Source organism: Ruegeria sp. ABV3_008, assembly GCF_056161185.1.
Window position 1 is genome coordinate 626,686 of sequence record NZ_JBSWYP010000001.1, and the last position, 26,215, is coordinate 652,900.

At 57.0% G+C, this 26,215-nt stretch carries 27 protein-coding genes; 10 read left to right on the top strand and 17 right to left on the bottom strand.

Translation table 11 applies throughout. The features are described from left to right. Positions 1 to 129 precede the first annotated feature (129 nt). Complete coding sequence (rpsB, locus tag ACXAH8_RS03150; RefSeq protein WP_170466928.1) at positions 130 to 912, top strand: 30S ribosomal protein S2; 783 nt, start codon at positions 130 to 132, stop codon at positions 910 to 912. A 77-nt stretch (positions 913 to 989) separates the two neighbouring features. Continuing rightward, positions 990 to 1,865 carry a translation elongation factor Ts gene (gene tsf, locus ACXAH8_RS03155; RefSeq protein ID WP_170373730.1) on the top strand — a complete coding sequence of 292 codons (876 nt, stop codon included), beginning with the start codon at positions 990 to 992 and terminating at the stop codon, positions 1,863 to 1,865. Positions 1,866 to 2,227: 362 nt separating this feature from the next. On the opposite strand, the gene ACXAH8_RS03160 is transcribed toward tsf, so the two are convergent. The 3 genes from ACXAH8_RS03160 to ACXAH8_RS03170 all read right to left on the bottom strand — a co-directional run bounded on the left by ACXAH8_RS03160 (position 2,228) and on the right by ACXAH8_RS03170 (position 4,546). Next, positions 2,228 to 2,983, bottom strand: coding sequence for a LuxR family transcriptional regulator (locus tag ACXAH8_RS03160; RefSeq protein ID WP_170641620.1), 756 nt, complete (start codon positions 2,981 to 2,983; stop codon positions 2,228 to 2,230). After that, on the bottom strand, positions 2,980 to 3,429 hold the full coding sequence (aroQ, locus tag ACXAH8_RS03165) for a type II 3-dehydroquinate dehydratase (protein WP_170466932.1): 450 nt from the start codon (positions 3,427 to 3,429) through the stop codon (positions 2,980 to 2,982). The genes ACXAH8_RS03160 and aroQ overlap by 4 nt, the downstream gene beginning before the upstream one ends. A gap of 115 nt (positions 3,430 to 3,544) precedes the next feature. Next, on the bottom strand, positions 3,545 to 4,546 hold the full coding sequence (locus ACXAH8_RS03170; RefSeq protein ID WP_475215975.1) for an NADPH:quinone oxidoreductase family protein: 1,002 nt from the start codon (positions 4,544 to 4,546) through the stop codon (positions 3,545 to 3,547). A gap of 105 nt (positions 4,547 to 4,651) precedes the next feature. Here ACXAH8_RS03170 and ACXAH8_RS03175 point away from each other — a divergent pair, with 105 nt between their 5' ends. Genes ACXAH8_RS03175 through ACXAH8_RS03190 form a run of 4 tightly spaced genes read left to right on the top strand, consistent with a single transcriptional unit; the run spans position 4,652 to position 8,661 of the window. Beyond that, entirely contained in the window at positions 4,652 to 5,470 is an 819-nt protein-coding gene (locus tag ACXAH8_RS03175; RefSeq protein WP_475215977.1) for an SDR family NAD(P)-dependent oxidoreductase, read from the top strand. A 2-nt stretch (positions 5,471 to 5,472) separates the two neighbouring features. Further along, positions 5,473 to 6,498, top strand: a complete 1,026-nt coding sequence (locus tag ACXAH8_RS03180) for a phosphotransferase family protein (RefSeq protein ID WP_475215979.1) — start codon at positions 5,473 to 5,475, stop codon at positions 6,496 to 6,498. Positions 6,499 to 6,516: 18 nt separating this feature from the next. Next, on the top strand, positions 6,517 to 7,740 hold the full coding sequence (locus tag ACXAH8_RS03185) for a serine hydrolase domain-containing protein (RefSeq protein WP_475215981.1): 1,224 nt from the start codon (positions 6,517 to 6,519) through the stop codon (positions 7,738 to 7,740). A gap of 51 nt (positions 7,741 to 7,791) precedes the next feature. Beyond that, positions 7,792 to 8,661 carry an acyl-CoA thioesterase gene (locus ACXAH8_RS03190; RefSeq protein WP_475215983.1) on the top strand — a complete coding sequence of 290 codons (870 nt, stop codon included), beginning with the start codon at positions 7,792 to 7,794 and terminating at the stop codon, positions 8,659 to 8,661. Here the strand turns inward: ACXAH8_RS03190 and ACXAH8_RS03195 are convergent. The 12 genes from ACXAH8_RS03195 to ACXAH8_RS03250 form a co-directional block, all read right to left on the bottom strand. Next, entirely contained in the window at positions 8,658 to 9,425 is a 768-nt protein-coding gene (locus ACXAH8_RS03195; RefSeq protein ID WP_475215985.1) for an SDR family NAD(P)-dependent oxidoreductase, read from the bottom strand. The genes ACXAH8_RS03190 and ACXAH8_RS03195 overlap by 4 nt on opposite strands. Positions 9,426 to 9,545: 120 nt before the next feature. Further along, positions 9,546 to 10,775 (bottom strand): acyl-CoA dehydrogenase, encoded by a 1,230-nt coding sequence (locus ACXAH8_RS03200; RefSeq protein ID WP_475215987.1) that lies wholly within the window; start codon positions 10,773 to 10,775, stop codon positions 9,546 to 9,548. Between the two features lie 126 nt (positions 10,776 to 10,901). After that, positions 10,902 to 11,591 (bottom strand): phosphate regulon transcriptional regulator PhoB, encoded by a 690-nt coding sequence (phoB, locus tag ACXAH8_RS03205; protein WP_170373721.1) that lies wholly within the window; start codon positions 11,589 to 11,591, stop codon positions 10,902 to 10,904. Between the two features lie 12 nt (positions 11,592 to 11,603). Beyond that, positions 11,604 to 12,311 carry a phosphate signaling complex protein PhoU gene (gene phoU, locus ACXAH8_RS03210; protein WP_170373720.1) on the bottom strand — a complete coding sequence of 236 codons (708 nt, stop codon included), beginning with the start codon at positions 12,309 to 12,311 and terminating at the stop codon, positions 11,604 to 11,606. A 16-nt stretch (positions 12,312 to 12,327) separates the two neighbouring features. After that, positions 12,328 to 13,125 carry a phosphate ABC transporter ATP-binding protein PstB gene (gene pstB / locus ACXAH8_RS03215; protein WP_209254708.1) on the bottom strand — a complete coding sequence of 266 codons (798 nt, stop codon included), beginning with the start codon at positions 13,123 to 13,125 and terminating at the stop codon, positions 12,328 to 12,330. Positions 13,126 to 13,138: 13 nt separating this feature from the next. Further along, positions 13,139 to 14,470 (bottom strand): phosphate ABC transporter permease PstA, encoded by a 1,332-nt coding sequence (gene pstA, locus ACXAH8_RS03220; protein WP_475215990.1) that lies wholly within the window; start codon positions 14,468 to 14,470, stop codon positions 13,139 to 13,141. Next, entirely contained in the window at positions 14,467 to 15,939 is a 1,473-nt protein-coding gene (gene pstC / locus ACXAH8_RS03225; protein ID WP_475215992.1) for a phosphate ABC transporter permease subunit PstC, read from the bottom strand. The genes pstA and pstC overlap by 4 nt, the downstream gene beginning before the upstream one ends. Positions 15,940 to 16,026: 87 nt before the next feature. Next, complete coding sequence (locus ACXAH8_RS03230; protein ID WP_209254716.1) at positions 16,027 to 17,067, bottom strand: substrate-binding domain-containing protein; 1,041 nt, start codon at positions 17,065 to 17,067, stop codon at positions 16,027 to 16,029. 184 nt (positions 17,068 to 17,251) lie between these two features. Then, entirely contained in the window at positions 17,252 to 18,298 is a 1,047-nt protein-coding gene (locus ACXAH8_RS03235; RefSeq protein WP_475215994.1) for a sensor histidine kinase, read from the bottom strand. A gap of 21 nt (positions 18,299 to 18,319) precedes the next feature. Next, complete coding sequence (locus ACXAH8_RS03240; RefSeq protein WP_170659554.1) at positions 18,320 to 18,844, bottom strand: gamma carbonic anhydrase family protein; 525 nt, start codon at positions 18,842 to 18,844, stop codon at positions 18,320 to 18,322. Continuing rightward, positions 18,841 to 19,482, bottom strand: coding sequence for a guanylate kinase (gmk, locus tag ACXAH8_RS03245; protein WP_425082787.1), 642 nt, complete (start codon positions 19,480 to 19,482; stop codon positions 18,841 to 18,843). Before gmk ends, ACXAH8_RS03240 begins: the two co-directional genes overlap by 4 nt. A gap of 17 nt (positions 19,483 to 19,499) precedes the next feature. Next, positions 19,500 to 20,390, bottom strand: a complete 891-nt coding sequence (locus ACXAH8_RS03250) for a YicC/YloC family endoribonuclease (protein WP_475215997.1) — start codon at positions 20,388 to 20,390, stop codon at positions 19,500 to 19,502. A 296-nt stretch (positions 20,391 to 20,686) separates the two neighbouring features. Between ACXAH8_RS03250 and ACXAH8_RS03255 the strand changes: the two genes are divergently transcribed. Continuing rightward, complete coding sequence (locus tag ACXAH8_RS03255) at positions 20,687 to 21,319, top strand: PAS domain-containing protein (RefSeq protein WP_475215999.1); 633 nt, start codon at positions 20,687 to 20,689, stop codon at positions 21,317 to 21,319. A 268-nt stretch (positions 21,320 to 21,587) separates the two neighbouring features. On the opposite strand, the gene ACXAH8_RS03260 is transcribed toward ACXAH8_RS03255, so the two are convergent. Continuing rightward, positions 21,588 to 22,172, bottom strand: coding sequence for a TetR/AcrR family transcriptional regulator (locus ACXAH8_RS03260; RefSeq protein ID WP_475216001.1), 585 nt, complete (start codon positions 22,170 to 22,172; stop codon positions 21,588 to 21,590). 99 nt (positions 22,173 to 22,271) lie between these two features. Between ACXAH8_RS03260 and ACXAH8_RS03265 the strand changes: the two genes are divergently transcribed. From ACXAH8_RS03265 to ACXAH8_RS03275, 3 genes are read left to right on the top strand one after another with little or no spacing between them, the layout of a single operon-like run. After that, a complete protein-coding gene (locus tag ACXAH8_RS03265) occupies positions 22,272 to 23,111 on the top strand; it encodes an SDR family oxidoreductase (protein ID WP_475216002.1) in 840 nt (279 codons plus the stop codon). A gap of 20 nt (positions 23,112 to 23,131) precedes the next feature. Continuing rightward, entirely contained in the window at positions 23,132 to 24,001 is an 870-nt protein-coding gene (locus ACXAH8_RS03270; RefSeq protein ID WP_475216003.1) for an alpha/beta hydrolase, read from the top strand. Further along, complete coding sequence (locus ACXAH8_RS03275) at positions 24,001 to 24,495, top strand: SRPBCC family protein (RefSeq protein WP_475216005.1); 495 nt, start codon at positions 24,001 to 24,003, stop codon at positions 24,493 to 24,495. Before ACXAH8_RS03270 ends, ACXAH8_RS03275 begins: the two co-directional genes overlap by 1 nt. Positions 24,496 to 24,723: 228 nt before the next feature. On the opposite strand, the gene ACXAH8_RS03280 is transcribed toward ACXAH8_RS03275, so the two are convergent. Continuing rightward, the gene (locus ACXAH8_RS03280; protein WP_170373710.1) at positions 24,724 to 26,094 is read right to left on the bottom strand and encodes a class II 3-deoxy-7-phosphoheptulonate synthase; all 1,371 of its coding nucleotides are present in this window, start codon (positions 26,092 to 26,094) and stop codon (positions 24,724 to 24,726) included. Between the last annotated feature and the right edge of the window lie 121 nt (positions 26,095 to 26,215).

Below are 26,215 nucleotides of genomic sequence, written 5' to 3' on the forward strand. Positions count from 1 at the left end.
ATACGCGCGCCATTCAAACCCGCAGGCGGGGTTTGGGCTTTTTGAGGGAGACATCCTCATCAAGACCGCCGGTTGGAGCATCCGCTTCTTTCACCCCCGCCAAGGCGTAAACCGGAAAAGGAAAATAGCATGGCTCTTCCCGAGTTCTCCATGCGTCAGCTGCTGGAAGCTGGCGTTCACTTTGGTCACCAGACACAGCGTTGGAATCCCCGCATGGGCCCGTTCATCTACGGCTCGCGCAATGGCATCCACATCATGGACCTGACCCAGACTGTTCCGATGCTGGACCAGGCTCTGCAGGCCGTTCGTGACACTGTCGCAAAAGGTGGCCGCGTTCTGTTCGTTGGTACCAAGCGTCAGGCCGCTGGTCCGATCGCTGAAGCGGCGGAAAAGTCGGCTCAGTATTACATGAACCACCGCTGGCTGGGCGGCACTCTGACCAACTGGAAAACCGTTTCCCAGTCGATCAACCGTCTGAACCAGATCGACGAAGCAATGGAAGCGGGCGCAGAAGGCCTGACCAAGAAAGAGCGTCTGGGCATGGAGCGTGATCAGCAGAAGCTGCAGGCTTCGCTGGGCGGTATCCGCGAGATGGGCGGCGTTCCTGACCTGCTGTTCGTCATCGACGTCAAAAAAGAAGCACTGGCCATCGCAGAAGCCAACAAGCTGGGTATCCCGGTTGTGGCTGTTGTCGACACCAACTGCTCGCCCGACGGCGTTGACTACATCATCCCTGGCAACGACGACGCAGCCCGCGCGATCTCGCTGTACTGCGACCTGGCGGCACGTGCCGCTCTGGACGGTATGACCGCTCAGATGGGTGCTGCAGGCGTTGACCTGGGTGCCTTCGAAGAAGCACCGGTTGAAGAAGTCGTTGCGGAAGAAGCCGCCGAAGCTCCGGCCGAAGCGTAAGCTGCCCGTCACGTAAATGACACATGGGGCAGGGTATGACCTGCCCCAATTCCGTTTGAATTGAGGAGAGCCAAAAGATGGCAATCACAGCAGCAATGGTTAAAGAACTGCGCGACGCAACCGGCGCAGGCATGATGGACGCGAAAAAAGCCCTGACCGAAACCGGCGGCAACATGGACGAGGCCGTTGACTGGCTGCGCACCAAGGGCCTGGCCAAAGCGGCCAAGAAATCGGGCCGTACCGCAGCAGAAGGTCTGGTTGCTGTTCACGTCAACGGTGGCAACGGTGTTGCTGTCGAAGTGAACTCGGAAACCGACTTCGTTGCGAAGAACGCTGAGTTCCAGGAAATGGTCGGCAAGATCACCTACGCTGCTGAAGGCGTCGACAATGTCGAAGCTCTGCTGGCTGCTGATCTGGGCGGCAAATCCGTTGCGGACACTATCACTGACAAGATCGCCACCATTGGCGAAAACATGTCTGTGCGCCGCATGTCGAAACTGTCGGGCGACACCGTTGTGTCCTACGTTCACAACGCAGCCACCAACGGCATGGGCAAAATCGGCGTTCTGGTTGCTCTGACCGGTGGCGACGAAGCAATCGGCAAGCAGGTTGCGATGCACATCGCTGCTGTGAACCCGGCAGCTCTGTCCGAGGCCGACATGGATCCGGCTGTTGTCGAGAAAGAAAAGCAGGTTCAGATGGACATCGCCCGCGAATCCGGCAAACCGGAGCAGGTGATCGAGAAGATGATCGAAGGCCGCATGAAGAAATTCGTGGCTGAGTCGACGCTGCTGAACCAGTCCTTCGTTGTGAACCCTGACCTGACTGTTGAAGCAGCGGCCAAAGAAGCAGGTGCAACCATCACTGGCTTCATCCGTCTGGAAGTTGGCGAAGGCATCGTGGTCGAAAAAGAAGACTTCGCTGCAGAAGTTGCCAAAGCGGCACAAGGCTAAGCCTTTGCTCCAGGCCCCGGTTACGGGGCCTGACGAAATTCGGAACCGGTCACGTCGAACGTGGCCGGTTTTTTCGTGCCAGAGATGGGATTGTCTGTTCAAGCAGAAGGTGAATGGAGGGCCCCGCATGATGGGGATGGTCGGGACCCTCCAAAATTCCGACGTCGGTACGCGGACGAATAGGCGCTCCAAAAGTCAGAGTGATTGGAGAGCTCTGGTATTGCAAAGATCCAATCGAATGTTCCTTGGCTAAAGCCACCACTCACGGAACGGTATCAATCTGCAATTTTCCCGTGAAGATGGGAAGTCATGATTTCCTTACCTAAGGTAAATTGACGCGGTTTGGCGTCAATCTCTTGTGGTCAGGCTTCCATAACATACATCTGGTTGTGTAGGGCGGCTTTCAGAACGGCCTGGGCCGTCGTCTCGACCGAAAGCGATTCGCGTGCCAGCCTCAGGTGTTTTTCTACTGTCGCCGCCGTCAGCCCCATCAGCAGGGCTATATCCTGAGTCGTTTTGCCATCACCGACCCATTGCAGCGCCTCTCGCTGGCGTTTGGTGAGCGAACGATTCGGAGGTGTGTAGGGAAGCGTCAGGATCTTGAGATGAGCGATGTTGTTCATCAGAAGAATATCCTCGCCATGCTCTTCCCACATGTCGTCAATCTCGTCCTGGTTGCGGTTTTCTTCGGCCGATAGCGAGATCGCACCCTTGGACCGCACGGAGACTGAGTTGAAGCTGACAGTATATCCAGCAAGCACGTTGTGCGACTTGTTGAAATCCACAACCTTCTGCTGCTCGGGCGTGAGTTCTCCGTTCGAAGCCAAATCCTGAATCAATCCCCAGCTTGCCGCGCCATCGTTGTTCAAAGCCCATTGCAGCATCGGAGCGTTGGAATATCGACTGTCCCCGAGGAAACCGTCAACATACTCACGCCGATGATTGCTGAGGATGACAAAATCCTCAGGGTCGCCCAAGGACGTGGCAGTACGATATTGAGTGTAGCCATAAATTAGCCGGTCAAAACCGTATATAGCCATCTGTCGGCAATGGGCATCCCAAAGTTCTTCCAAGGTTCTGGAATAGCTGACAAAGCGAAGATATTCCTTCAGCTTCATGCAACGTCCCCTGATTTCAGATGAGCCGCCAAGGCATCCAGCGCCAAGACATAGCTCTGCGCACCAAAACCGCAGATTTGCCCAAGGGCAACCGACGCGATGTAGGACTTGTGGCGGAAGCTTTCCCGCGCGTGGATGTTGGACAGGTGAACCTCGACCAAAGGCAGCTCTACCGAGGCAATCGCATCCATCAAGGCAATCGACGTATGGGTATAGGCGCCTGCGTTCAGAACCAAACCGTTCTGCGTGCCACGGGCCTGATGGATGGCGTCTATCAGCGCACCTTCGTGATTGGACTGAAATGTCGAAACCTCAAGCCCGATAGACGTGCCATGAGCAACGCATTGTTCCTCCACCATTTTCAAGGTGGTGCTGCCGTAAACCTCAGGCTGTCGGGTGCCCAAAAGATTGAGGTTCGGGCCATTCAACACAAGAATTTTATTCATAAATCTCCGTCCCCATATTCGTTTCTTAAACGGCATTTGGTGGGGATGTCTACCGGACAATGCTCCAATGAGGCGAGTGGGCTGACAAAGATGCCTTTGATGCAACCCGCTCCAGTTAGGTATCGTCCATTGTGACCACAACCTTTCCGAGAACGAAGCGCTGAGAAAGCAGCTCGATTGCCGCCGCGCCCTCGGAAAGGGGGAAGCGCGCCGTGATGCGGGGTTTGACTTTATCTGCGGCGTATAAGTCAAACAATTCGCTTAGATTTTCGGCGTGAGCGTCAGGCTCCCGAAAGACGGAGGCCCCCCAGAAGACGCCAACGATCTGGCACCCTTTCAGCAGCGCGAGATTGAGCGGTACGCTGGGGATTCCAGCCGGAAACCCGACGACGAGATATCGACCCTTCCACGCAATGCTTCGCAAGGCGGGTTCCGCATAGGCTCCGCCAACCGCATCATAGATGACATCGACACCCTCGGCGCTCGCCAGTGCCTTGATATCTTTTGAGAACGCTTTCTGAGCGTCCTTGTCCGGGTTTCTGGGGTACAGGATCGTCTCATCCGCACCGATCGAGCGGCAGAATTCAGCTTTGTCCGGCGCGGAAACCGCTGCAATGACTCGCGCGCCGATGGCTTTGCCCAACTCGATCGCCGCCGATCCGACACCACCTGCAGCTCCCAGAACCAACAGCGTCTCACCCGGTTGGAGGGCCGCCCGATCCTTGAGAGCGTGGTAAGAGGTGCCATAGGTGAAGATAAAACACGCCGCCTCATCAAAGGGCATGGTTTCGGGAAACTTGATAGCGTCCTTGGCTTTAATCGCAAGATGCGTGGCAAAGCCGCCATGGCCGGTCAGCGCCAGAACGCGATCTCCGATCTCGAACCCTTCAACTCCGTCGCCAAGCGCAAGCACCTCACCTGCGATTTCACCACCAGGGGCGAAGGGCCGTGGTGGCTTCATCTGATAGAGGTCGCGGATCATCAGCGTATCGGGAAAGTTCACCCCGGCGGCCTTTATTCCAACCAGAATCTCTCCGCGGCCCGGGGTCGGATCGGGCAGGGTGGTCAGTTCCAGAGTCTCCGGTCCACCCGCTGCGACGCTGAGTAATGCTTGCATGTTGCCCTCATTGTTCCTGTTATTCTTGAAGATGGAATTTTGGGGTGGGATCGCGCGCTGTCAACGGCGCACCCTCTTTCCCCTACGACAAGCGAGGAGTGCGGCATGACCCCGGAAACCCTGTTTTCTTTGGATGGAAAGGTGGCTCTGGTCACGGGCGGTGCCACCGGAATTGGCCGCATGGCTGCCGAGGCGCTTGTTCGGGCCGGAGCGCATGTGCTGATCGCCTCCCGCAAAGGTGACGCCTGCGAGGCCGTCGCGGCGGAACTAAACGCGCTGGATGCCCCCGGTAGCGCCGAGGGGTTTGCTGGGGATCTGGGCAGCAAAGACGGAATCGATGACGTCGTCGCCGAGATCAATAAACGGACGGAACGCCTTGATATTTTGATGAATAATTCCGGCGTGTCCTGGGGCGCGCCTCTAGGTCAATTCCCGCACGACGCGTGGGACAAAGTGATGTCCGTCAACGTCGCAGGTGTGTTTGAGCTGACGCAGAAACTACTGCCCTTGCTCATGAAATCCGGCACCGCCGAAGACCCGGCGCGTGTGGTCAATGTCGGCTCAGTCATGGGTGAGGTTCCCATGGGCGACGGGGCATACAGCTATTCGGCCTCCAAGGCGGCCGTCCTGCATCTGACCAAAATCCTGGCCAAGGAATTGTCACCGTACCACGTCACCGTCAACGCTCTGGCACCCGGCCCGTTCGTCTCGCGCATGACAGCCTTTGCAACCGCGGATGAGACGACGCGCGAGAAAGTCGGTAAATCGGTTCCTCTGGGCCGAGTTGGGCGCGACGATGACATCGCGGGATGCATGCTGTTTCTCTGCGGGCGAGGGGGCAGCTACGTGACCGGAGCCGTCATCCCCGTGTCCGGAGGCATCAACGTGGTTACAGCAGGCAACATCTTTGCCGAAGCGTTTTGACGATGAATACGAACAGCCCATTGGATCTGGACGCCGTTGATACCTACCTTGCCGCAAACCTCTCAGGGTACAGCGGCCCTCTGAAGGCCCACAAGTTCGATATCGGGCAATCCAACCCGACTTTCGCACTTGAGACGCCGGATCGCACTTACGTTCTGCGCCGTAAGCCTTCGGGAAAGCTTCTGAAATCTGCGCATGCGGTGGAGCGTGAGTTTCGCGTGCAACAGGCGCTTGCAGGCAGTGACGTTCCGGTGCCCGAGATGTTTCTTCTATGCGAAGATACCTCAGTCATTGGGTCCACTTTCTACGTGATGGAACACCTGGAGGGCCGTGTTTTCCTGGAACCAACCCTGACCGGTGAAAGCAACGAGACACGTACCGCCGTCATGGATGAAATGAACCGGGTGCTGGCCGAGTTGCATTCCGTCGATATCGTAGCGGTCGGCCTCGCCGACTATGGTCCGAGCGGCAATTACTTCGAACGTCAGATCGCGCGCTGGACGAAGCAGTACCGAGCCTCCGAGACAAACAAGATTGCTCAAATGGATGCGCTGATCACAGGGTTGGAGGAGGCTTTGCCCGAAGACGATGGTCAGCGCAGTCTTGTGCATGGTGATTATCGGATCGACAACTTGATGTTTGAACGCAACGGCACCCGGTGTATAGGCGTGCTGGATTGGGAGTTGTCGACGATCGGCCACCCTTACGCCGACCTTGCCGCGGTAATCATGCAGTGGCAGTTGCCTCCGGGTCCGGAAGGGCGGGGGCTGGCCGGGATTGACCGCAAAACCCTCGGATTGCCCAGTGATAGAGACTATATCGGTCAATATTGCGCCCGGCGCGGGCTGGCGGAAATCAAGGATTTTGGGTTCTATCTTGCCTTTAATTTCTTTCGCATGGCCGCCATTCTGCAGGGCGTCTACAAACGCGCGCTGGACGGCAACGCATCGGACCCGGGCCGGGCGAAACTGTTCGGTGACTACGTTCCGCTCTTCGCGCAGCATGGTTTGTCGGCTTTGGACGCTTAGGGCAGAGGGAACTTTGGAATGCCGGTTACGTGGGATCAAGACAGGTTGGATCGCATTCGCCCGTGGATGCAACGCTATGTAGATCAACTAAAATATCCCGGCAGCTCGCTTCTTCTGAAGCACAAAGGGCAGGAGGTCTTTTTCCACGCCTGCGGCCAGCGCAATGTCGAAGCAGGACTGCCTTTCGAGCGTGAAACGCTGGTCCGTATCTACTCGATGACCAAACCGATCACCTCAGTTGCGGTGATGATGCTGGTCGAGCGGGGATTGATCCACCTTGGCGCACCTTTGTCCGAGTATCTGCCCGAATTTTCCGCGCCTCAAGCGTTGGTTCCCGATGCCGAGCGGTTGGATCAGACCGAAGCTGCGCCGCCGCCGGCTCTGCACCAGCTTCTGACCCACACGAGCGGGTTCAGCTACCCATTCAATCCTGGTCTTCTGCCATCGGCGATGGAAGAGCGGGATATGATCTTCAAGCCTAATCAAGGGCTTCTGAAGGATAGAGTAAGCGATCTCGCCGCGCTGCCTCTGGCGTTTCAACCGGGTAGCCAGTGGGAGTATTCGGTCAGCACCGACGTTCTAGGTCGCGTTGTTGAGGTCGTCTCGGGAAAGACGTTGGACCAGTTCTTCCAGCGGGAGATCTTTGAGCCGCTCGGCATGCAAGAGACCGGCTTTGTCGTCCCAAAGGATGCTGGCGATGGATTTGCGTCGCTCTATACGCCTCTGGCGGGCGACGCGATGGATCTTAACTCGGCCGAACAGTCCGAGGATACGCTCAGGCTGGTGGATCAAGCGGGTTCTTCCCCGTTCGAATCCACCACCACGTTCTCGGGCGGTGGCGGCTTGGTCGGAACAATCGATGATTATAGCCGGTTTGCTGAAATGTTGCGGAACCGAGGGCAGGCCGATGGCGAACGGCTGTTGGGTCCGAAGACAGTAGATTTCATGATGATCAATCACTTACCCGGCGATATTGCCTCAATGGGCCCCAGTAGTTTTGCGGAACAACCGATGGAAGGGATGGGGTTCGGATTGGGCGGCTCTGTCGTGCTGAACCCGGGTCGTACCGGAGTGCCTGGGTCTGTCGGGGACTTCAGTTGGGGCGGTATGGCCTCGACCTATTTCTGGATTGACCGGTCCTTGGAATTGACGGCTGTGTTCTTCACTCAAGTGTCGCCGTCCAGCTCTTACCCGTCCCGCGCGGAACTCAAGGCTCTGGTCTTGGGGGCGGTGATTGATTGATGGCGCGGGTGTTGGTACCTCATCCCCCAAATGAACAAGATCGAGCAACCCATGACCGAAGCTGAGCGCATTCTCCTGGACCTTCTGAACATCGAACGGCTTGAGGTTGACCTGTTCCGGGGCACTGGATCGGGCGGTGAGACACCGACACGTATCTTCGGCGGTCAGGTCATCGCGCAGGCACTGGCAGCGGCTTACAGTACGGTCGATGACCGGCTCTGCCATTCCTTGCATGCTTATTTCATCCGTCCGGGTGACCCCAGTATTCCCGTTGTTTATCAAGTGGATCGGGCCAGAGACGGCGGTTCTTTCACCACGCGGCGCGTGGTTGCGATTCAACATGGTAAGCAGATCCTCAATATGTCTGCGTCCTTTCATGTTGAGGATGAGGGGTGGTCTCATCAGCATCCAATGCCGTCTTCTGAGAGCCCAGAAACCCATCCATCGCGCAGCGAACTACGCCACAAGTATGTGGACCAAGTCCCTGAAAAGATGAAGAAAGAGCTATTGCGCGAGCGGCCGATCGAAGTGCGCGAAGTAGACCATCTCGACCCATTTCGACCTGAAATTTCCGACGATCAGAATAAGATCTGGTTTCGGATGCCCGGAGCGGCGTCAACTGATCCCCGAACGCAGCATCTGATCTTGGCCTACGCCTCAGACATGAGCCTGATGAGTTCTGGCATGCGGCCACATGGGCTGAGCTGGTTCACGGGTCAGGTAAACGCAGCGAGCTTGGATCACGCGCTGTGGTTTCATGCGCCGGTGCGTTTTGAAAACTGGCATCTCTATGTGATGGAATCACCGTGGACGGGGCAGGGGCGGTCTTTCAATCGCGGCTCCATCTATTCCGAGGATGGTGTTCTGGTGGCGTCAGTTGCGCAAGAGGGATTGATGCGACGACCAAATGGCCGCTCTTAAGGGTCGCCTATAAACTGTTGATTTAATTTGTTCATGCCGAGCAGCCATCGGTCATAGTCAGCTGTTTTGTGGCGAATGTATTCAAGGACTTCGGGATGCGACAGGATCAGGAATTGCTCGGCTCGAATACCGTCCACACAGGCCTGTGCGACATCCTCCGGCTCGAGCATTCCGTCAATAGCCGCGACCGAGGTTTCATGACCGCGTGTCATCTCGGATCTGACAGCTTGCGGGCAAAGCGCCGAAACCTTCAAACCTTTATGGGCGTAGGTCAACGCCAACCATTCGGCAAAACCGATGGCCGCGTGTTTGGTGACGCCATACGCGGCCGCGCCAGGTTGGTTCAATAGTCCGGCGGCCGACGCTGTGATCATGATGTAGCCATGGCCGCGCTTGACGAACCGTGGAACAAGGTGACGCGCCATCCAGATATGAGACATCACGTTGATGTCCCAAATACGGTTCCAGTCTTCATCTGGCACGTCCAAACCGCCGAGCGTTAGAATTCCAGCGTTGGCGCAAAACAGGTCAATCGGCGCAATCTCGTCCTCGACATGCTCGATCAGGGCTTTGATCTGCGCTTCGCTGGAGACGTCGCACGGAAACGCGTGCCCGCCTATCTCGTCCGCCAAGGCTTGCGCATTTGCTCCGTCGATGTCGGAACAGACAACGTTTGCGCCATCTGCAGAGAACCTCTCGGCGAGACCTTTGCCAATACCGCCAGCGGAGCCGGTTATGACAACTGTCTTTCCGCTGAGTTCCAAATCGTCATCCTTGGTGGTTGGGTTTGACTAGTGGTCAGTATATTTACCATAATACCAATTACACGTATTACAGATTAGTGCCGTCTTTGATCAAACCCTACACCTAACCGCCTTTAAGGCCTAGAAAAAAGCCTGCAGCCCAGTTTGCGCACGTCCAAGGATAAGAGCGTGAACGTCATGCGTGCCCTCATAGGTGTTCACAGTCTCCAAATTGACCATGTGGCGGATAACCTGGAATTCCAGCGAGATACCGTTGCCGCCGTGCATGTCACGGGCCATGCGCGCGATGTCCAGCGCTTTGCCGCAGTTGTTGCGTTTGACGATTGAGACCATCTCGGGCGCCGCTTCAGCCTGATCCATCAGGCGACCGACGCGCAGGCTTGCTTGCAGAGCCAAGGCGATTTCTGTCTGCATGTCGGCCAGTTTGCGCTGGTACAGCTGCGTTTGCGCCAGCGGTTTGTTGAACTGCTTACGGTCCAGGCCATATTGCAAAGCCGCGTGCCAGCAATGTTCGGCTGCGCCCATCACGCCCCAGCTGATTCCATACCGCGCGCGGTTCAGACAGCCGAACGGGCCTTTTAGACCTTGCACATGAGGCAGCAAAGCGCCCTCGCCCACCTCGACGCCATCCAGCACGATTTCTCCGGTTATCGAGGCCCGCAGGCTGAGTTTGTTTTCAATCTTCGGCGCAGAAATACCGGGCTGACCCTTGTCCAAAACGAACCCGCGTATCTTGCCGTCATGCGCGTCCGATTTGGCCCAGACCACGAAGACATCCGCAATTGGCGCGTTCGAGATCCACATCTTGGTGCCGGTCAGGCGGTATCCGCCGTCGATTTTTTCGGCCCGTGTTTTCATGCCTGCGGGGTCAGACCCGGCGTCAGCTTCGGTCAGGCCGAAACAGCCGATCCATTCGCCCGAAGCCAATTTCGGCAGGTATTTGCGGCGCTGCTCCTCGGACCCGTAGGCATAGATCGGGTACATCACCAGCGAGCTTTGGACCGACATCATCGAGCGATAGCCGGAGTCCACGCGCTCAACCTCACGCGCGACCAGGCCGTAGGAAACGTAGCCGCCGCCAAGGCCGCCATATTCCTCGGGGATCGTGGTGCCCAGAAGGCCCATCTCGCCCATTTCGCGGAAAATCTCGGGGTCGGTTTCTTCGTTCTGAAACGCGGCAGTCACACGCGGTTGCAGCTTTTCCTGCGCATAGGCGCGCGCGCTGTCGGCGATCATGCGCTCGTCTTCTGACAACTGGTCGGACAGGCGGAACGGATCGTCCCAGGCAAACTTACCCAGATCCGGCGCATCTTTTGCGCGCAACGTCGGTTTGGTGGCGGGGGCGTTCATCGGGTGTCTCCGGTTTGTCTGAAGTCGCTCGCACAGTAACGTGGCACTTCACGGAAAAACAGCAAGAGTTTGACACCCGATTATGAGTAAATGTCATAGGTCAGGGGATAAGCACCCCCTTCCCTTTTATCCCAAGGCGTATCCTGCCCCGCGCACGGTCCGAACAGGATCATTACCGCCATGCTGAGTCAGCGCCTTGCGCAAACGGCCGATATGCACATCGACCGTACGGGTATCTACATAGATGTCGCGGCCCCAGACCCGGTCCAGCAATTGTTCGCGGCTCCAGACCCGGCCGGGTTTTTCCATGAAGGTGCTGAGAAGGCGGAATTCGGTCGGACCCAGTTTCAGCGAATGGCTGCCACGGCTGACCTTGTGGGTTTCGGAATCCAGTATGATATCGTCGAATTCCAGGCGAATACCCACCGTCGCTGGGCGTACACGGCGCAATTGGGTCCGCACCCGAGCCATGAGTTCCACGACTGAGTATGGCTTGACCACATAGTCATCTGCGCCGGTCTCAAGCCCACGCACCTTGTCGACCTCTTCCGAACGCGCCGAGAGCATGATGATCGGAATAGAACGGGTGTCTGGCCGTGTTTTCAGGCGTCGGCAGACCTCGATCCCGCTGAGGTTGGGCATCATCCAGTCCAGAACGATGATGTCCGGGCTGTCTTCGTCTACCAACAACAGCGCCTCGTCACCGCTGGCGGCTTTCGAGACGCGAAAGCCTTCGGCCTCGAGGTTGTAGGCCAGCACTTCACGCTGGGCGAGCTCATCTTCGACCACCAGAACCGTTGGTTGATCTGCAGACATTGGAGGCGTCTCCTAGACGGTTTGCGACGTTGTGTCGGCCTTGGGGCGCGACTCGGTTGGGCGCTCGCCGGTGACCAGATAAACGACCTGCTCGGCAATCGCGGTCACGTGGTCGCCCATGCGCTCGATATTCTTTGCGATGAAATGCAAGTGCATGCAGGACGAAATGCTGCGCGGATCCTCGGCCATGAAGGTCAGGAATTCGCGGAACAATCCGTTATACATCTGGTCCACCTCTTCGTCGCGGTCGATGACATCGGCAGCCAGTTCAGCATCCCGTTGGATATAGGCGTCCAGCGCGTCGCGCAGCATGACCTCAACCTCGCGCGCCATGCGGCGCAGCGCCGAGGCGCTCCCGTTGATCTCGCCCGAGTTCACCAGCACCGTGGTCCGCTTGGCGATGTTCTTGGAATAGTCGCCGATCCGTTCAAGGTTGGCCGAGACCTTCAGCACCGACAGCACCAACCGCAGGTCACTCGCTGTGGGTGCGCGTAAGGCGATCAGGCGGGCGGTTTCCTCGTTGATGATGTCCTCGAGCGCGTCGATGGCTTTGTCGCCCTGACGCACCTGCTGGGCGAGTTCCTCGTCCCGCGTTTCTAGCGAGCGGGCGGCGCCCATGATCGCGGCTTCGACCAGACCGCCCATCTTCATGATATGTGCCTGGATCGCTTCGAGATCGCGGTCGAAGACAGAGGCAATATGTTGTTCTGAATCGTTCATGTCGGAATACCTGTGCTCAGCCGATCCGGCCGGTGATGTAGCTTTCGGTGCGCGGGTCCACCGGGTTGGTGAAAATCTGTCCTGTTTCGCCGAACTCGACGAGGTTACCCAAATGGAAAAAGGCCGTTTTCTGGCTGACACGCGCCGCCTGCTGCATCGAGTGGGTCACGATGACCACCGAATACTGAGCGCGAAGTTCGTCAATCAACTCTTCGACCTGGGCAGTCGCAATCGGGTCCAGCGCCGAGCAAGGCTCGTCCATCAGAAGAACTTCGGGTTCTGTCGCCACGGCGCGCGCAATGCACAAGCGCTGCTGCTGACCGCCAGACAGGCCAGTGCCCGGAGCGTCCAGACGATCCTTGACCTCTTCCCAGATCGCACCGCGACGCAGGGATTTCTCGACGATCTCATCCAGTTCCGCTTTGTTCTTGGCTAGACCGTGGATGCGCGGGCCATAGGCCACATTGTCATAGATCGACTTCGGGAACGGGTTGGGTTTCTGGAACACCATCCCGACCTTGGCGCGCAGCTGAACAGGATCAACGCGTTTGTCGTAGATGTCCTCGCCGTCCAGTTTGAAGCTGCCCTGTACCCGAGCAACATCGATTGTGTCGTTCATCCGGTTCAGACAGCGCAGGAACGTGGATTTACCGCAGCCCGACGGACCGATGAAGGCTGTGACAGTTTTGTCTTCGATATCGACATTCACATCTTTGATGGCGTGAGTGTCACCGTAAAAGACTTGGCAGTCCCGGCACTCCAGCTTGATTTCATTGGTATCCACTTGTCTCTCCACTCGTGACATGTCGTTCATGGGTCTGCCCTTCTTACCAGCGGCGTTCAAAGCGGCGGCGCAGAATGATTGCGATGATGTTCATTGTCAGCAGGAAAATCAAAAGGATGATGATCCCGCCCCAAGCTTTTTCGTAGAACCCAACGTCTGCGCGCGCAGCCCAAGTGTAGATTTGGGCAGGCATGGCTGAGTTTGGTTCTGTGAACCCGGCAAGGAATCCGTCTGGGTAGCCTCGGGCAACAAAGCCCACCATCCCGATCAGCAACAGCGGAGCGGTTTCCCCCAGTGCCTGCGCCAGTCCGATAATGGTACCGGTCAGGATACCGGGCGCGGCCAGCGGCAGAACGTGATGGAACACCGCCTGCATTTTGGAAGCCCCTACCCCAAGTGCGGCATCACGGATCGACGGCGGAACTGCTTTCAGCGACGCCCGGGTCGAGATGATGATCGTCGGCAAGGTCATCAAGGTTAGCACCAGGCCACCAACCAGCGGGGCCGATTGCGGCAGGTGCATGAATTGAATGAAGACAGCCAGACCAAGGATACCAAACACGATCGAAGGAACCGCAGCCAGGTTCGAGATATTAACCTCAATCAGATCGGTGAACCTGTTTTGCGGCGCGAATTCTTCCAGATAGATCGACGCGGCTACGCCAATCGGCAGCGAAAGCGCCAGAACCACCAGCATCATGAAGAACGATCCGACAACCGAAGCACCAATTCCTGCGCCGCCAGGGTTGTCCACGCCCGAGTCTGCCCCAGTGATGAACGGCCAGTTGAAAACCTGTTTGATGATACCCGCTTCCTTAAGTGCATCGACCAGATCCAGATCACTTTTCTGGAGGAAACGACTATCCTGTATGGTGTCACGCGACACCCGGCCCTTAAAGTATCCATCGACGCGGCTTGAGGCTGCTAGATCAAACTCGATAGGTTCGCCTAGTTTGTCCGGGTTGTCTGCATAGAAGGTCCGGATGGTTCCGCCAACTTTACCCAGCAGACGCTCGATTGCAGCTTCGTCGAAATCGACTTGGAGACCGCTTTCATCGAGCTCCTTGTTCAGAGCAGCAATGAACAGGTCCGAATAGGCTTTGGTCTTGAACAGTGTGCTTTCGGCCTCTTCCTGTTCTTGTTGGGTTAGGGTGAACTCTACGCTGACAACAGTCCGGGTGAAGGCCGGAATACCCTCGGACAGGATCGATGCGAACAGGACGATCAGGAAGAATAGCCCGGTCGCGATGGCAACGATACCATAGGCACGGAAGCGTTTTTCTGCCTTGGCGCGTTTGCGGGTCCGCGCATCATACGCAGTCAGGGAAACAGCTTGGCGACCCGTTTCTGGGGTTTGCATGCTTGCGTCGGTCATTCGTACTGCTCCCGGTACTTGCGCACGATGTAAAGGGCAAAGACGTTCAGGCCCAGCGTGACAACGAACAGTGTCATGCCAAGCGCGAAGGCAACCAGCGCTTCTGGAGAGGCAAAGTCTGCGTCGCCGGTCAGTTGGCTTACGATTTTTGCAGTGACGGTTGTCATCGCCTCAAACGGGTTGAGGCTAAGCCGCGCGGCCGCCCCTGCCCCCAAAACCACGATCATGGTTTCACCAATAGCACGTGAGGCTGCCAGCAGGATCGCACCGACGATGCCCGGTAGCGCGGCTGGCAGAACCACCTGGCGGATGGTTTCGGACTGCGTAGCGCCCAGGCCATAGGAACCGTCACGCATCGCTTGTGGCACGGCGTTGATGATATCGTCGGACAGCGAAGACACAAAGGGGATCAGCATGATGCCCATAACCAGACCGGCTGTCATCACGGCCGTACCAGCCTTCATCCAGCCTAGGCCACCATCCCCGAACACACCCAACAGAAGTGGGCCGACAGTCAACAAGGCGAACAGGCCGTAAACGATCGTTGGGATGCCCGCCAGAACCTCCAACAAAGGTTTGGCGAAGGCACGCACTGCGGGTGAGGCATACTCGCTGAGATAAATCGCAGCAAACAGGCCGATTGGCACAGCCACCAGCAAGGCGACAACCGAAATATACAACGTGCCCCAGAGAAGCGGGAGGATACCAAGATCTGACGCCCCACCTCGGCCCGAGAAACTGGGAGCCCACGTGGTGCCGAAGAAAAAGTCAGATGCTGGGTAGAGCCGGAAGAATTCCCATGTGTTGAAGACCAGAGACAATACGATACCGATCGTTGTCAGGATCGCGATAGATGCGGCCGCAAGTAGCAGAACGCGAATGCCCTGCTCGACCACGTTGCGTGCGCGATAGTCAGCGTTGGTTTGCACCAAGCTGATGGCGGCCCCCGCCAAAGCAACAAGGATCACGGCAACTGACATGATCCGATAGCCGCTCGAATTCATGATCCGGTAGCTTTGAGCCCCGCGGAGAACCGTTTGTGTGATGTTCGATGTTACAACTTGACCCGCGTCTTTCAGGCGCTGCGTCATGTCCGTAAAATCTGCGCGCGCGTTACGAGCCACATCCTCGGTCAGCGCGCCCTGCGAAACCGCGTTGTCCAAACCCGTCGCCGTCCGGCGGACTTCGGCCAGCACCAGACCCCGAGACGATCCTTCTTTGATCGCGGTGTCGGGGATCATGCCGGAAACCTGAGAGTTCACGTAAATCGGTTGAACCAATAGCCAGATCACCAGCAAACCAAAGGCCGGAACAATTACTTTAAGCGCAACATTCGCGCCATAAAACGCAGGAAGGGAGTGCAGGTTTCGGCTGTCGCCGCCAGCGCTTTGAAGCGCACGAGATCGGCCCAGCACATAACCGACCAAAGCGATCGCAACAACGATCAAGAAAAGCCAAAGAATCGGCATATCACCCCCACTGGTCCGCTTGGGAATTCAAAAGAAGCAAAGGGGCGGCGACAATGGCCGCCCCCGGCATTTAGACCAATGTCAGGCTTAGCTGCCCGAACCCATGGTAACTTCGTTGGCAATCGCTTCCTGAGTTTTTGCCAGCTCAGGGTCAGCAACGAGGCCATAGTTTGCCAATGGGCTTGTCGGGCCGGCGATTTCGTCAGCGACGAAGAACTGAGCGTATTCTTTCAGACCAGGGATCACGCCGATGTGGGCTTTCTTCACGTAGAAGAACAGCGGACGCGATACAGGGTATTCACCGGTCGAGATGGTCTCGGTCGACGGCGCGATACCGGACATGGTTGCAACTTTCAGCTTGTCAGTGTTGTTCTCGTAGAACGCCAGACCGAAAACACCGATACCGTTCGGGTTGGTGTCGATACGGGCCAGGGTCTCGGTGTAGTCACCGTCGATATCGACCGATTTACCATCGGTACGCACGTCCAAACATGCATCTTCTGCGTCATCTTCGCTCATGCCGCCAGCGATCATTGCTTCCATGGCGCCAGTTGCTTCACAGCCGATCAGCAGAACTTTTTCTTCGAAGACTTCACGGGTGCCGTGCTTGGTGCCGGGGATGAAGCCTGCGATTTCAACGTCAGGCAGGTCGCCGTTGAATTCGGCCCAAGTGTTGTATGGGTTGTCGACGATCTCGCCATCTTTCAGAACCTTCGCGCCCAGAGCGTTGAAGATGTCCGAAGGCTCAAACGCGTTGAAGGCAGGACCAGACTGCTGGCTTGCAAACACGATGCCGTCATAACCGATACGGACTTCCATAATGTCGGTCACGCCGTTTTCGGCACAGGCTTTGATCTCTTTTTCACGGATGGCGCGCGATGCGTTTGCAACGTCGATGGTGTTTTCGCCAACACCTTCGCAGAAACGCTTCAGGCCGGCCGACGAACCGCCGGATTCAACAACAGGTGTCGGGAAGTCGGTGTTTTCACCAAACAGCTCCGCAACGATCGAGGCATAAGGCAGAACGGTCGACGAACCGGCAACCTGAACGTTGTCACGCGCAGCAGCAGCAGTGGCCGAGACAGCAGCGATAGCCAGCGCAGAAGCCGACAGTTTTACAAAGGACATTTCAGTCTCCCTGAGGATTGGGTTTTCGATCACCCCCATGATGATCTTGCGCGAACCACTAGGCCCCGTGCGTAAGGCTTTTGTGACAGGTACGTAACAGTTTTATGACAAGTCGGGTTTTTCTTGCGTCCTGCTGTCATAAATCTTTTGGCTCGGCCGTGATGGCTTTACGGATACCCGCCCTTCAGCGCGGTAAAATCACCGTAAAAACAGTACCTTTTCCTAAATCGCTTTCCACCCGAAGGCGCCCACGGTGACGGTTGACGATATGCTTCACAATCGCGAGTCCAAGCCCGGTTCCGCCCAATTGGCGCGATCTGTGACTGTCGGCGCGATAGAACCGCTCGGTGAGTCGCGGCAGGTGAACGGAATCAATGCCAGGCCCTCGATCGATGATCTGCACCCGGACTGCCGGACCACGCATGGCCGTGTCTCTCTCTGAGGTGGTCACGCGCAACTCGACACTGCCGCCGCTGCCGCCATATTTAATGCCGTTCTCGACCAGGTTGGTAAACACCTGACGCAGCTGATCGCTGTCGCCGGTCATGATCACCGGATCCTCAGGCGCATCAAGCGTCAGCACCACCTCGGCGTCATCGGCCAGAGGGCGCATAGAGTTCAGCGTGGATTGCAGCAGACCTGTCAGTTCCAACTCCTCTTTCGGGCGCACGCGTTCCTCGCTTTCCACCCGGTTGAGCGACAGCAGATCGCCGACAAGGCGGTTCATGCGGTTTGCCTCATCCGTCATGATCTGCAGAAACCGCTCGCGCGCGGCGGCGTCATCTCGGGCCGGGCCGCGCAGGGTTTCGATGAAGCCCATCAAAGCGGTCAGAGGGGTGCGGAGTTCATGACTGACATTGGCGACGAAATCGCGACGCATCTGGCTGGCTTGTTCCAGATGCGTGATGTCCTGAAAGATCGTCAGCACCGCCCCGCCCGACACCGCGCCGATGCCGTTCATATAGCGGCAAATCACCTCGAAGGTCGTATCCTGCGCGCCATCATTTGAAAGGTGCCGCGTTTTGGCCGGACCCTTACTGCGCAGGCTTTGTTCAATCGCTTCAATAACCTGAGGCTGCCTGAGGATCGTCGCAAAGTGGCGGCCCGTTATATTCTGGCTTAGCAGGGTTTTGGCGTCGGTATTGGCGGCGATGATCCGTTCGGTCTGGTCGACCAGAAGCGCGGGCATCGGAATGGCCGATACATATTCTTCCAGAAGGTTTTCAGCCATGTCCGATTGATTTCCTGCCGCTTAAGCCAACGGTTTCAGGGTTTCCCTGAATTTGCGCATGTTCTGTTGATAGTGCAGCGCGCTGAGCGTGTTCCGCTGGGCTGCGGCCTCATCCAGCTGCCGCACCACCTTGCCCGGAGACCCCATGACCAGCGAGTTGTCAGGGATCTCTTTGTTTTCCGTGATCAGTGCCCCTGCCCCGATCAGGCAGTTCTTGCCGATCTTCGCCCCGTTCAGAATGATCGCCCCCATCCCGATGAGAGAGTTCTCACCGATCGTGCAGCCATGCAGCATGACCTTGTGCCCGATTGTGCAATTTGCCCCGATCGTCAGAGGAAAGCCCGCGTCGATATGCATGACGCAGTTCTCTTGCACATTGCTGCCCGCGCCGACGCGGATTTCTTCGTGATCCGCCCGGATCGTGCAGCCAAACCAGACCGAGGCGCCCTCTTCCAGCACCACCTTGCCGATCAGATTGGCGTCCGGCGCGACCCAAGTGTCTTCGTGGATTTGGGGCGTGTGATCTCCTAGCGCGTAGATCGTCATGACTGCTCCTCGAATTCCATCTGCAGGGTACGGACGTGGTTTTGCAGTTTTGGTTGCTGAATACGACGCATCCGTTCGGCGCTGACGATGGTCTTCAGCTTTTCTTCTGTCGAATCCAGATCGTCATTCACCAGCACATAGTCGTAATAGCCCCAGTGGCTGATCTCATCCCAGCTTTTCAGCATGCGCTTGCCGATCACATCGGCACTGTCCTGAGCCCGGCTTTCCAACCGGCGGCGCAGTTCGGGGATTGAAGGCGGCAGGATGAAGATCGACAGCGCGTGTTTGCCGAGGTCCGAGTTACGGATCTGCACCTCGCCCTGCCAGTCCACGTCGAACAGCACGTCCTTGCCGGACTCGATGGATTCGCGCACAGGTCCAGCTGGTGAGCCATAGAAGTTGCCGAAGACATGCGCGTGTTCCAGCATTTGCCCATCGGCCACCTGCTGTTTGAACTCGTCTTCCGACAAGAAGTAGTATTCGCGGCCATGTTCCTCACCCGGACGTGGTTCGCGGGTTGTGGCTGAGATCGAGAATTCGAGTTCGGTATCCCAGGTCATCAGTCTGCGGGCCAAGGTGGATTTACCCGCGCCCGAAGGGGATGACAGGATGATAAGGAGGCCGCGGCGATCTGCCATGTCAGTTCTTCCTACTGTTATTCAACGTTTTGTACCTGCTCGCGCATCTGGTCGATCACCGCCTTCAATTCCAACCCGACCGAGGTCAGATCGGCGCTTTGTGCCTTGGAGCAAAGGGTGTTTGCTTCGCGGTTGAATTCCTGCATCAGGAAATCCAGCTTGCGGCCAACCGCACCATCCTGCGCCAGAAGGTCCCGCGCGGCGGTGACATGGGCGCTGAGGCGGTCGATCTCTTCGGTGATGTCGGCCTTGACGGCGATCAGGGCGAGTTCCTGCGCCACTCTCTCAGGTTCGACCCCTTGGGCGTTGTCCAGCACGCGGGAGAGGTTTTCGCGCAGCGCTTCGGCCATCTTGTCCTTGCGCTGTTCGGCCAGTTCGGCGGCCTTCGACGTCAATGCCGCAACCTGATCTAACTGAGACGCCAGGATCGCGGCTAGAGCCTCGCCTTCGGTCTGACGCATCTCGAGAAACGCTGCCAAAAGCGGAGTGAACTCGGTGGTCATCTGCGCGACCAGCGGCGCCGGATCGTCGGCCTCGGCACCTGCATCCAGCATGCCTTTAAGGGTCAGTAGATCACTTGCTTTGGAGGGGGCGAGTTCCATCCCCCTTGCCTCGGCCATGGCTTGTGTCTGTTGCAAGGCATCCAAGGCCGCCGACATCGCAACCGTGTTCAAAGCAAGATCCGGCTGGGACTCATCTCGGCTAATCCGCAATGACAGGGTCACATTGCCCCGGCTCAGCGATTTGGACAGAACGGCCCGCAACGCGGCCTCAAGGCCAGTGAGCCAATCGGGGACGCGGACGCGCATGTCCAGCCCTTTTCCGTTCACGCTGCGCAGCTCCCATGTCCAGCTATGGGGGCCGAACTCTCCCTTGCCCGAGGCGAACCCGGTCATGGATTTGATCATCACTGCCCTTTCCATCGCTGTCAGTCTTAGTGTCTGCCGCACCTAATGCCATTGCCCGGTGCAGAGCAAGAGTTTGCTGAGGTCGCAGCCGTTCGACAGAAGTTAACCATTCGTTAAAGAATTACTCCAAAATTGACTTAACCCGTGTCAATCATGTCTCTAGCTCGGTCGTTTGGCCGAAAATGCCTCCGATATGTTGCATTTTATGAAAATGACGATGATTAGGCGCTAGGGTTATGAAAATAGGAACCTTTTTCGGGACTGGCTCGAAGTCCAAACTTGGAAAGATTGTCGCAATGGATCGCTTTGACAGCGGGCGCAGCCTCTCACCGATCCGTCAGGCCGAGGCCTACTGGACCGCGTTGCTTGACGGGAATGGCGTGCCCATGCGGTCGCAGATTGATCCGCGCGGGCTTGAGAATGTTCTGGAATACACCTTCATTCTCGAGCGGATTGCCCCCGGTCTGGCCCGGTTTCGCCTTGCGGGCAGCCACCTGAACAAGCTGGCGGGGATGGAAGTGCGGGGCATGCCTCTGACCGCGTTTTTCGATCCCGAGGCGCGTAAGGCAGCCACGAATGCTCTAGAGCAGGTCTTTGCTAACCCCGCCATTGCCGAATTGGATATGGTGTCCAGCGGCGCATTCGGGCGCGCCCGGATGCAGGCGCATATGCTGCTTTTGCCGCTGAAAAGCGATCTGGGGGATGTCAGCCGCGTAATGGGCGTCATGGTCAGTGACGGCGCGATCGGAGCGACACCGCGCCGCTTCTCGATCCAAGACAGCCGGATCAAACCGGTGAGCGAGGTTCAGGCGCCGGCCAAGCCAAAGCTGGAAGTCACGGACGGTTTTGCTGAGGGCTTTGCCGAGGGCAAGGCAGAGTTCAAACGCCCCAAAGGGCACCTCAGGCTGGTTGCATCGCGCGACGACTGATCCAAAGAAAAACGGCGGGCTAAGGACCCAGCCCATGCGGTAAATGTTGACAGGACGCTGGAACATCCCTGATGTGACGGGCTTTTGTGATCGTTTCCGCCCGAAGATTTCTTCGAGGGCGGCATAGCTTTCTGAAAGCAGACGTTGTTATGGCTCTGCGCAAGGGTCGACATGCGGACTTTGCGGACTTTGGTCCAGAGATCCCTAATGTCGGCAAACGTCCTAAACCGGCGTTCTCAGCTTTCAAGGCTGCGGTAGTTATTGGGTTTTAGCCTTCTATTCCAAAAAGGCAGTTCGCTTTAAGAGCCATGAGCAGGGTGTCCAAGTCCTCACGGCTTTTTGCCCCGTACTTCAAACCCATTATGACCGTGACGACAAAATGGGCTTGTTGCGTAACCGATAGTTCCCGTGCCTCAAAGGCTTCTGAATAGGGTTCCAGAAAGCCTCGAACAAGAGCTTCATGACGTCTGTGCGAACGCTCGATTTCATCTTTGCCCGCCGCGTTGTGGCCGGTGATCAGATCCTCTGCATCTCCCGCTGTTTGAAGCAATTCAAAGCTCTTGATCACCGTTTCTTCGAAATAGACGTCGAGCTTTTCTGACAAGGTGTTGCACTCCGCCAGACGCTGCCTGACCAGTGCGAGGTTCTGGTCGGTGATGGTGCGGATCGACGCGCGGATCATCTCATCCTTGCCGCCGAATAGATCGTACAGTGTTTGGCGTGAAACTCCCGCTTCGGCTGCGATATCGTTCATGGATGTCTTGCGTGCACCGAAACGCACGAAGCAGCGGATCGCTGCCGCGATGGATTTTTCTTCAGTCTCTGTGAGAGGTTTAGCGGTCATATCAGTCATGCCAACCAAATAATTGACGCCTTACCACTTGACAAGATGTGTTTAGATGTAAAATACAATCCGACAACAATGATAAACTTGTAAAGTTTGGAGATGGCAATGCCTAGAACCGTTCTGATCACCGGCTGCTCAAGTGGCTTTGGCAGATTAATTGCTCGCACATTCCTTGATTCAGGTTGGAACGTGGTCGCCACCATGCGTAGCCCGGAAAAGGAGACTGAGCTGAAGAAAGATGATCGTCTGCTTTTGACCCAGCTGGACGTGACCGTTTCAGACAGCATTCAAAGGGCCTTCACAAATGCCCGAGAGGTATTTGGGCAGGTGGATGTTGTCATCAACAACGCAGGCTACGGCGGTAGCGGCTTGTTCGAACAGTTCAGTCCAGACGACATCCACGCAATGTATGAAACAAACGTATTTGGCCCGATGAATGTCATGCGAGAGGCACTGCCGGACATGCGGGCGGCTGGAAGCGGCGTCATCGTCAATGTGACCTCGATGGCTGGCCATCTCGGTTTGCCCGGCAATTCGGTCTATTCCTCCAGCAAGCATGCGCTGGTCGGTTTGACCGAAGCCATGGCGCAGGAATACGCGCCCTTTGGAGTCAGGATATTCAACGTCGCACCAGGCGCTTATCCGACGACCGGATTTGATGAGGCGGTAGACAAACGTCTCGACAGCGGAGATGCGCAACTGGTGGCCTTCTCTCACAAACTACGAGCGCAAATTAGTGCAGTAGGCGCGCACATGGCCAACGAGGGAGGCGCACTTGCCGATCCTCAAGAGGTGGCAGATCACGTGTTTGCTTGCGTAACCGAGGATCGCCCGATCCATAACCCCAGCGGTTCCGATGCAGAAATGCTGACGGAAATGGCGGGCCAGGCAAACCGACAAGCCTTTATCGACCAGCTATCCGCCATGCTGGTTCCCGCAGCCTGATCAACAAATAGGAGAAGCCGATGTTTGGAACGATGATATCGAACATGATGGTCAAGCCGGGCCAATCACCTTTGTTCGACAACCCCGAAGATCACGGGCTGGAGTACGAAAACGTCGAATTCAAAACCGAAGATGGCGTTACGTTGCGTGGGTGGTTGATAAATGGCGGAAGCGACAAAGTGATCGTGCAAACCCATTTCGGCGTTCAATGCAATCGCGGTGGCTGGACTCCCAAGGGGCACGGACCAATCACGCCTTGGAAGCAGGACATCCAGTTCTTACGACAGGCAAAATACCTGGTGGGTCAGGGGTATTCGGTGCTGATGTATGACATGCGCGGTCATGGCGAAAGCGATCTTGGTCCGATCCCATGGGTCAGTTGGGGGCCGGAGGAGGCAAAGGACGTCATCGCTGCTGTGGACTTTGTAACCCGCCGGTTCCCGGATGCTTCGATTGGGCTTCTGAGCATCTGCATGGGCGCAGCCTCTACGACATATGCCTACGGTCGCGATAACGGCTTGGCCAACCGTCCGAACATCAAGGCCATCGTTGCTGTTCAGCCCTTGCTTTACACCTGCTTTGTGGAGGCACTTGGCATGCCTGGGTTCATGACGCGAGCAGGTGAAAAAGTCAGTGAAAAGCGGCTTGGCTTCGATATGGGCGCACCTAATTTCATTGACGATGCTCCCAAAATCTCGGTGCCAACACTGGTTGTTCAGAACAGCAATGACCCATGGACGAAGATGGGCATGGTGGAAGATTACTTCCAAGCTCTCGGCGTCGAAAAGGAGCTGAAACTGCTCGACCTCGAGAAAAGCCGTTTTGCGGCTTATGACTATGTTGGGGCTCACCCCGACGACGTGCTGGTCTGGTTCGACAAGTTTGTGTGATGCTCTGGACCTTGATGAAATGGGGATTGCCCGCGCTTGGATTGGTGGTCGTCGCGGGCCTTCTCACCCAGAAGACCTTTCGTGCTGAAATTGTGATTGCCGCCCCGGCCGATGAAGTGTGGCGCGTTTTGATGGCTACGGACACGTACCCTGATTGGAATCCGATTTTCGTCGAAGTGATTGGTGATTACGCCGAGGGTGCCAAGCTTCGAAACAAAGTTCTGGACCCTACCGGTAAAACTCTTGAGATGAACTCGACAGTCGTAGCGATGACGCCCGAAAAAGAGCTTCGCCAAAAAGGTGGCGTTCCCGGTATCCTGACCTTTGATCACCGATGGCTGTTGGAGTCGGTCCCAGGCGGCACGAAAGTTACCCAATATGAAGTCGACCGAGGCATCGGTCTGTGGTTTTGGAACTCCAGCTGGATCGAACCAGCCTACTCGAAGGTTAACGATGCGCTGAAGGCTCGGGCCGAAACCTCTATTGAAGAATGAATGCCTCTCTCGGAACAACGACAGCTTTTGGAGCATATGCACGGTTCGTGCACTGTGCAGCATCGGTTAATTTGGGCTCTTCGGACACCTTCGCGACACATGGGATGAGCGGCAGCATTCGGCTCAAGCCAAGCGGCTCCGTCACACATGCGGCGGAGCCACCTGTAATCAACATTTACAGCATGGGCTGGGGCTAAGGACCCGCCGTTTTCTTTGATTGATTGAACCTTAGCTTGCTTCGCGCTTGGTGCGGTCGCGGCGCAGGTTGGTCAGTTCTTCGGCGACCAGGAAGGCCAGTTCCAACGATTGCGACGCGTTCAAACGCGGGTCGCACGCCGTGTGGTACCGGTCCGAGAGGTCCTCTTCGGTCACGGCACGCACGCCGCCGGTGCATTCGGTGACGTCCAGACCGGTCATCTCGAAATGCACACCACCGGGGATGGTGCCTTCGGCCTGATGCACGCCAAAGAAGTCCCGCACTTCGCGCAGGACCGAATCGAACGGGCGGGTTTTGTACCCGGTGGCCGATTTGATCGTATTGCCGTGCATCGGGTCGCAGACCCAAGTGACCTTGGCGCCCTCTTCTTTGACTGCTTTCACCAGACGCGGCAGATGCTCGCCCGCCTTGCCTGCACCGAAGCGAGCGATCAGTGTTAGTCGACCCTCTTCGTTTTCGGGGTTCAACTTGGACATCAGAACCTTGAGGTCCTCGGCCGTTGTGGTCGGGCCACATTTCAGACCAATCGGGTTCTGCACGCCACGGCAGAATTCCACATGCGCGCCGTCAGGCTGACGGGTGCGGTCACCGATCCAGATCATATGACCCGAACCTGCCAGCCAGTTGCCAGAAGTCGAATCCAAACGGGTCAGCGCCTCTTCATATTCCAGCAGCAGCCCTTCGTGGCTGGTGTAGAACTCGACGGTCGAGAACTCATGTGTTGTCTCGGCTGTGATGCCCGCAGCCCCCATGAAGTCGATCGTGTCCTGAATGCGGTCGGCGATCTCGGAGTATTTCTGAACGTCCTGTTCATCTGTGAAGCCCAGCGTCCAGGAATGCACGCGGCTCATGTCGGCGAAACCACCGGTCGAGAAGGCGCGCAGCAGGTTCAGCGTGGCAGCGGCCTGCGTGTAGGCCTGAAGCATCTTGGACGGATTCGGAATCCGCGCCTCGGGTGTGAAGTCCAACTCGTTGATGATGTCACCGCGGTAGCTGGGCAGCTCAACGCCATCCACAACTTCGGTCGGTGCGCTGCGCGGTTTGGCAAACTGCCCAGCCATGCGGCCCACTTTGACCACCGGCACCTTGGCGCCATAGGTCAGAACCATCGCCATTTGCAGCATCACTTTGAACGTGTCACGGATCGCATCCGCGCTGAATTGTTCAAAGCTTTCAGCACAATCCCCGCCCTGCAACAGGAAAGCCTCGCCGCGACCGGCGGCACCCAAATGTTGCTTGAGACGCCGCGCCTCACCGGCAAAGACCAGCGGGGGATACTGCGAAAGCTGCGCCTCGACTTTGGCCAGCGCGGCCGCGTCGGTATAGTCTGGCATCTGAACCCGGGGCTTGTTGCGCCAGTTCGATTTTTGCCATTCGGTCATAGCCTTGATCTCCGCTGATAGTATTCAGGTGGTCTCTATACAAAAAGCCGGGAAGAGAGACCATATCCGATTTGCGGCTCTTGACGTCGTAAACAAGCTTTGATCATGGTATCTGTCAAAT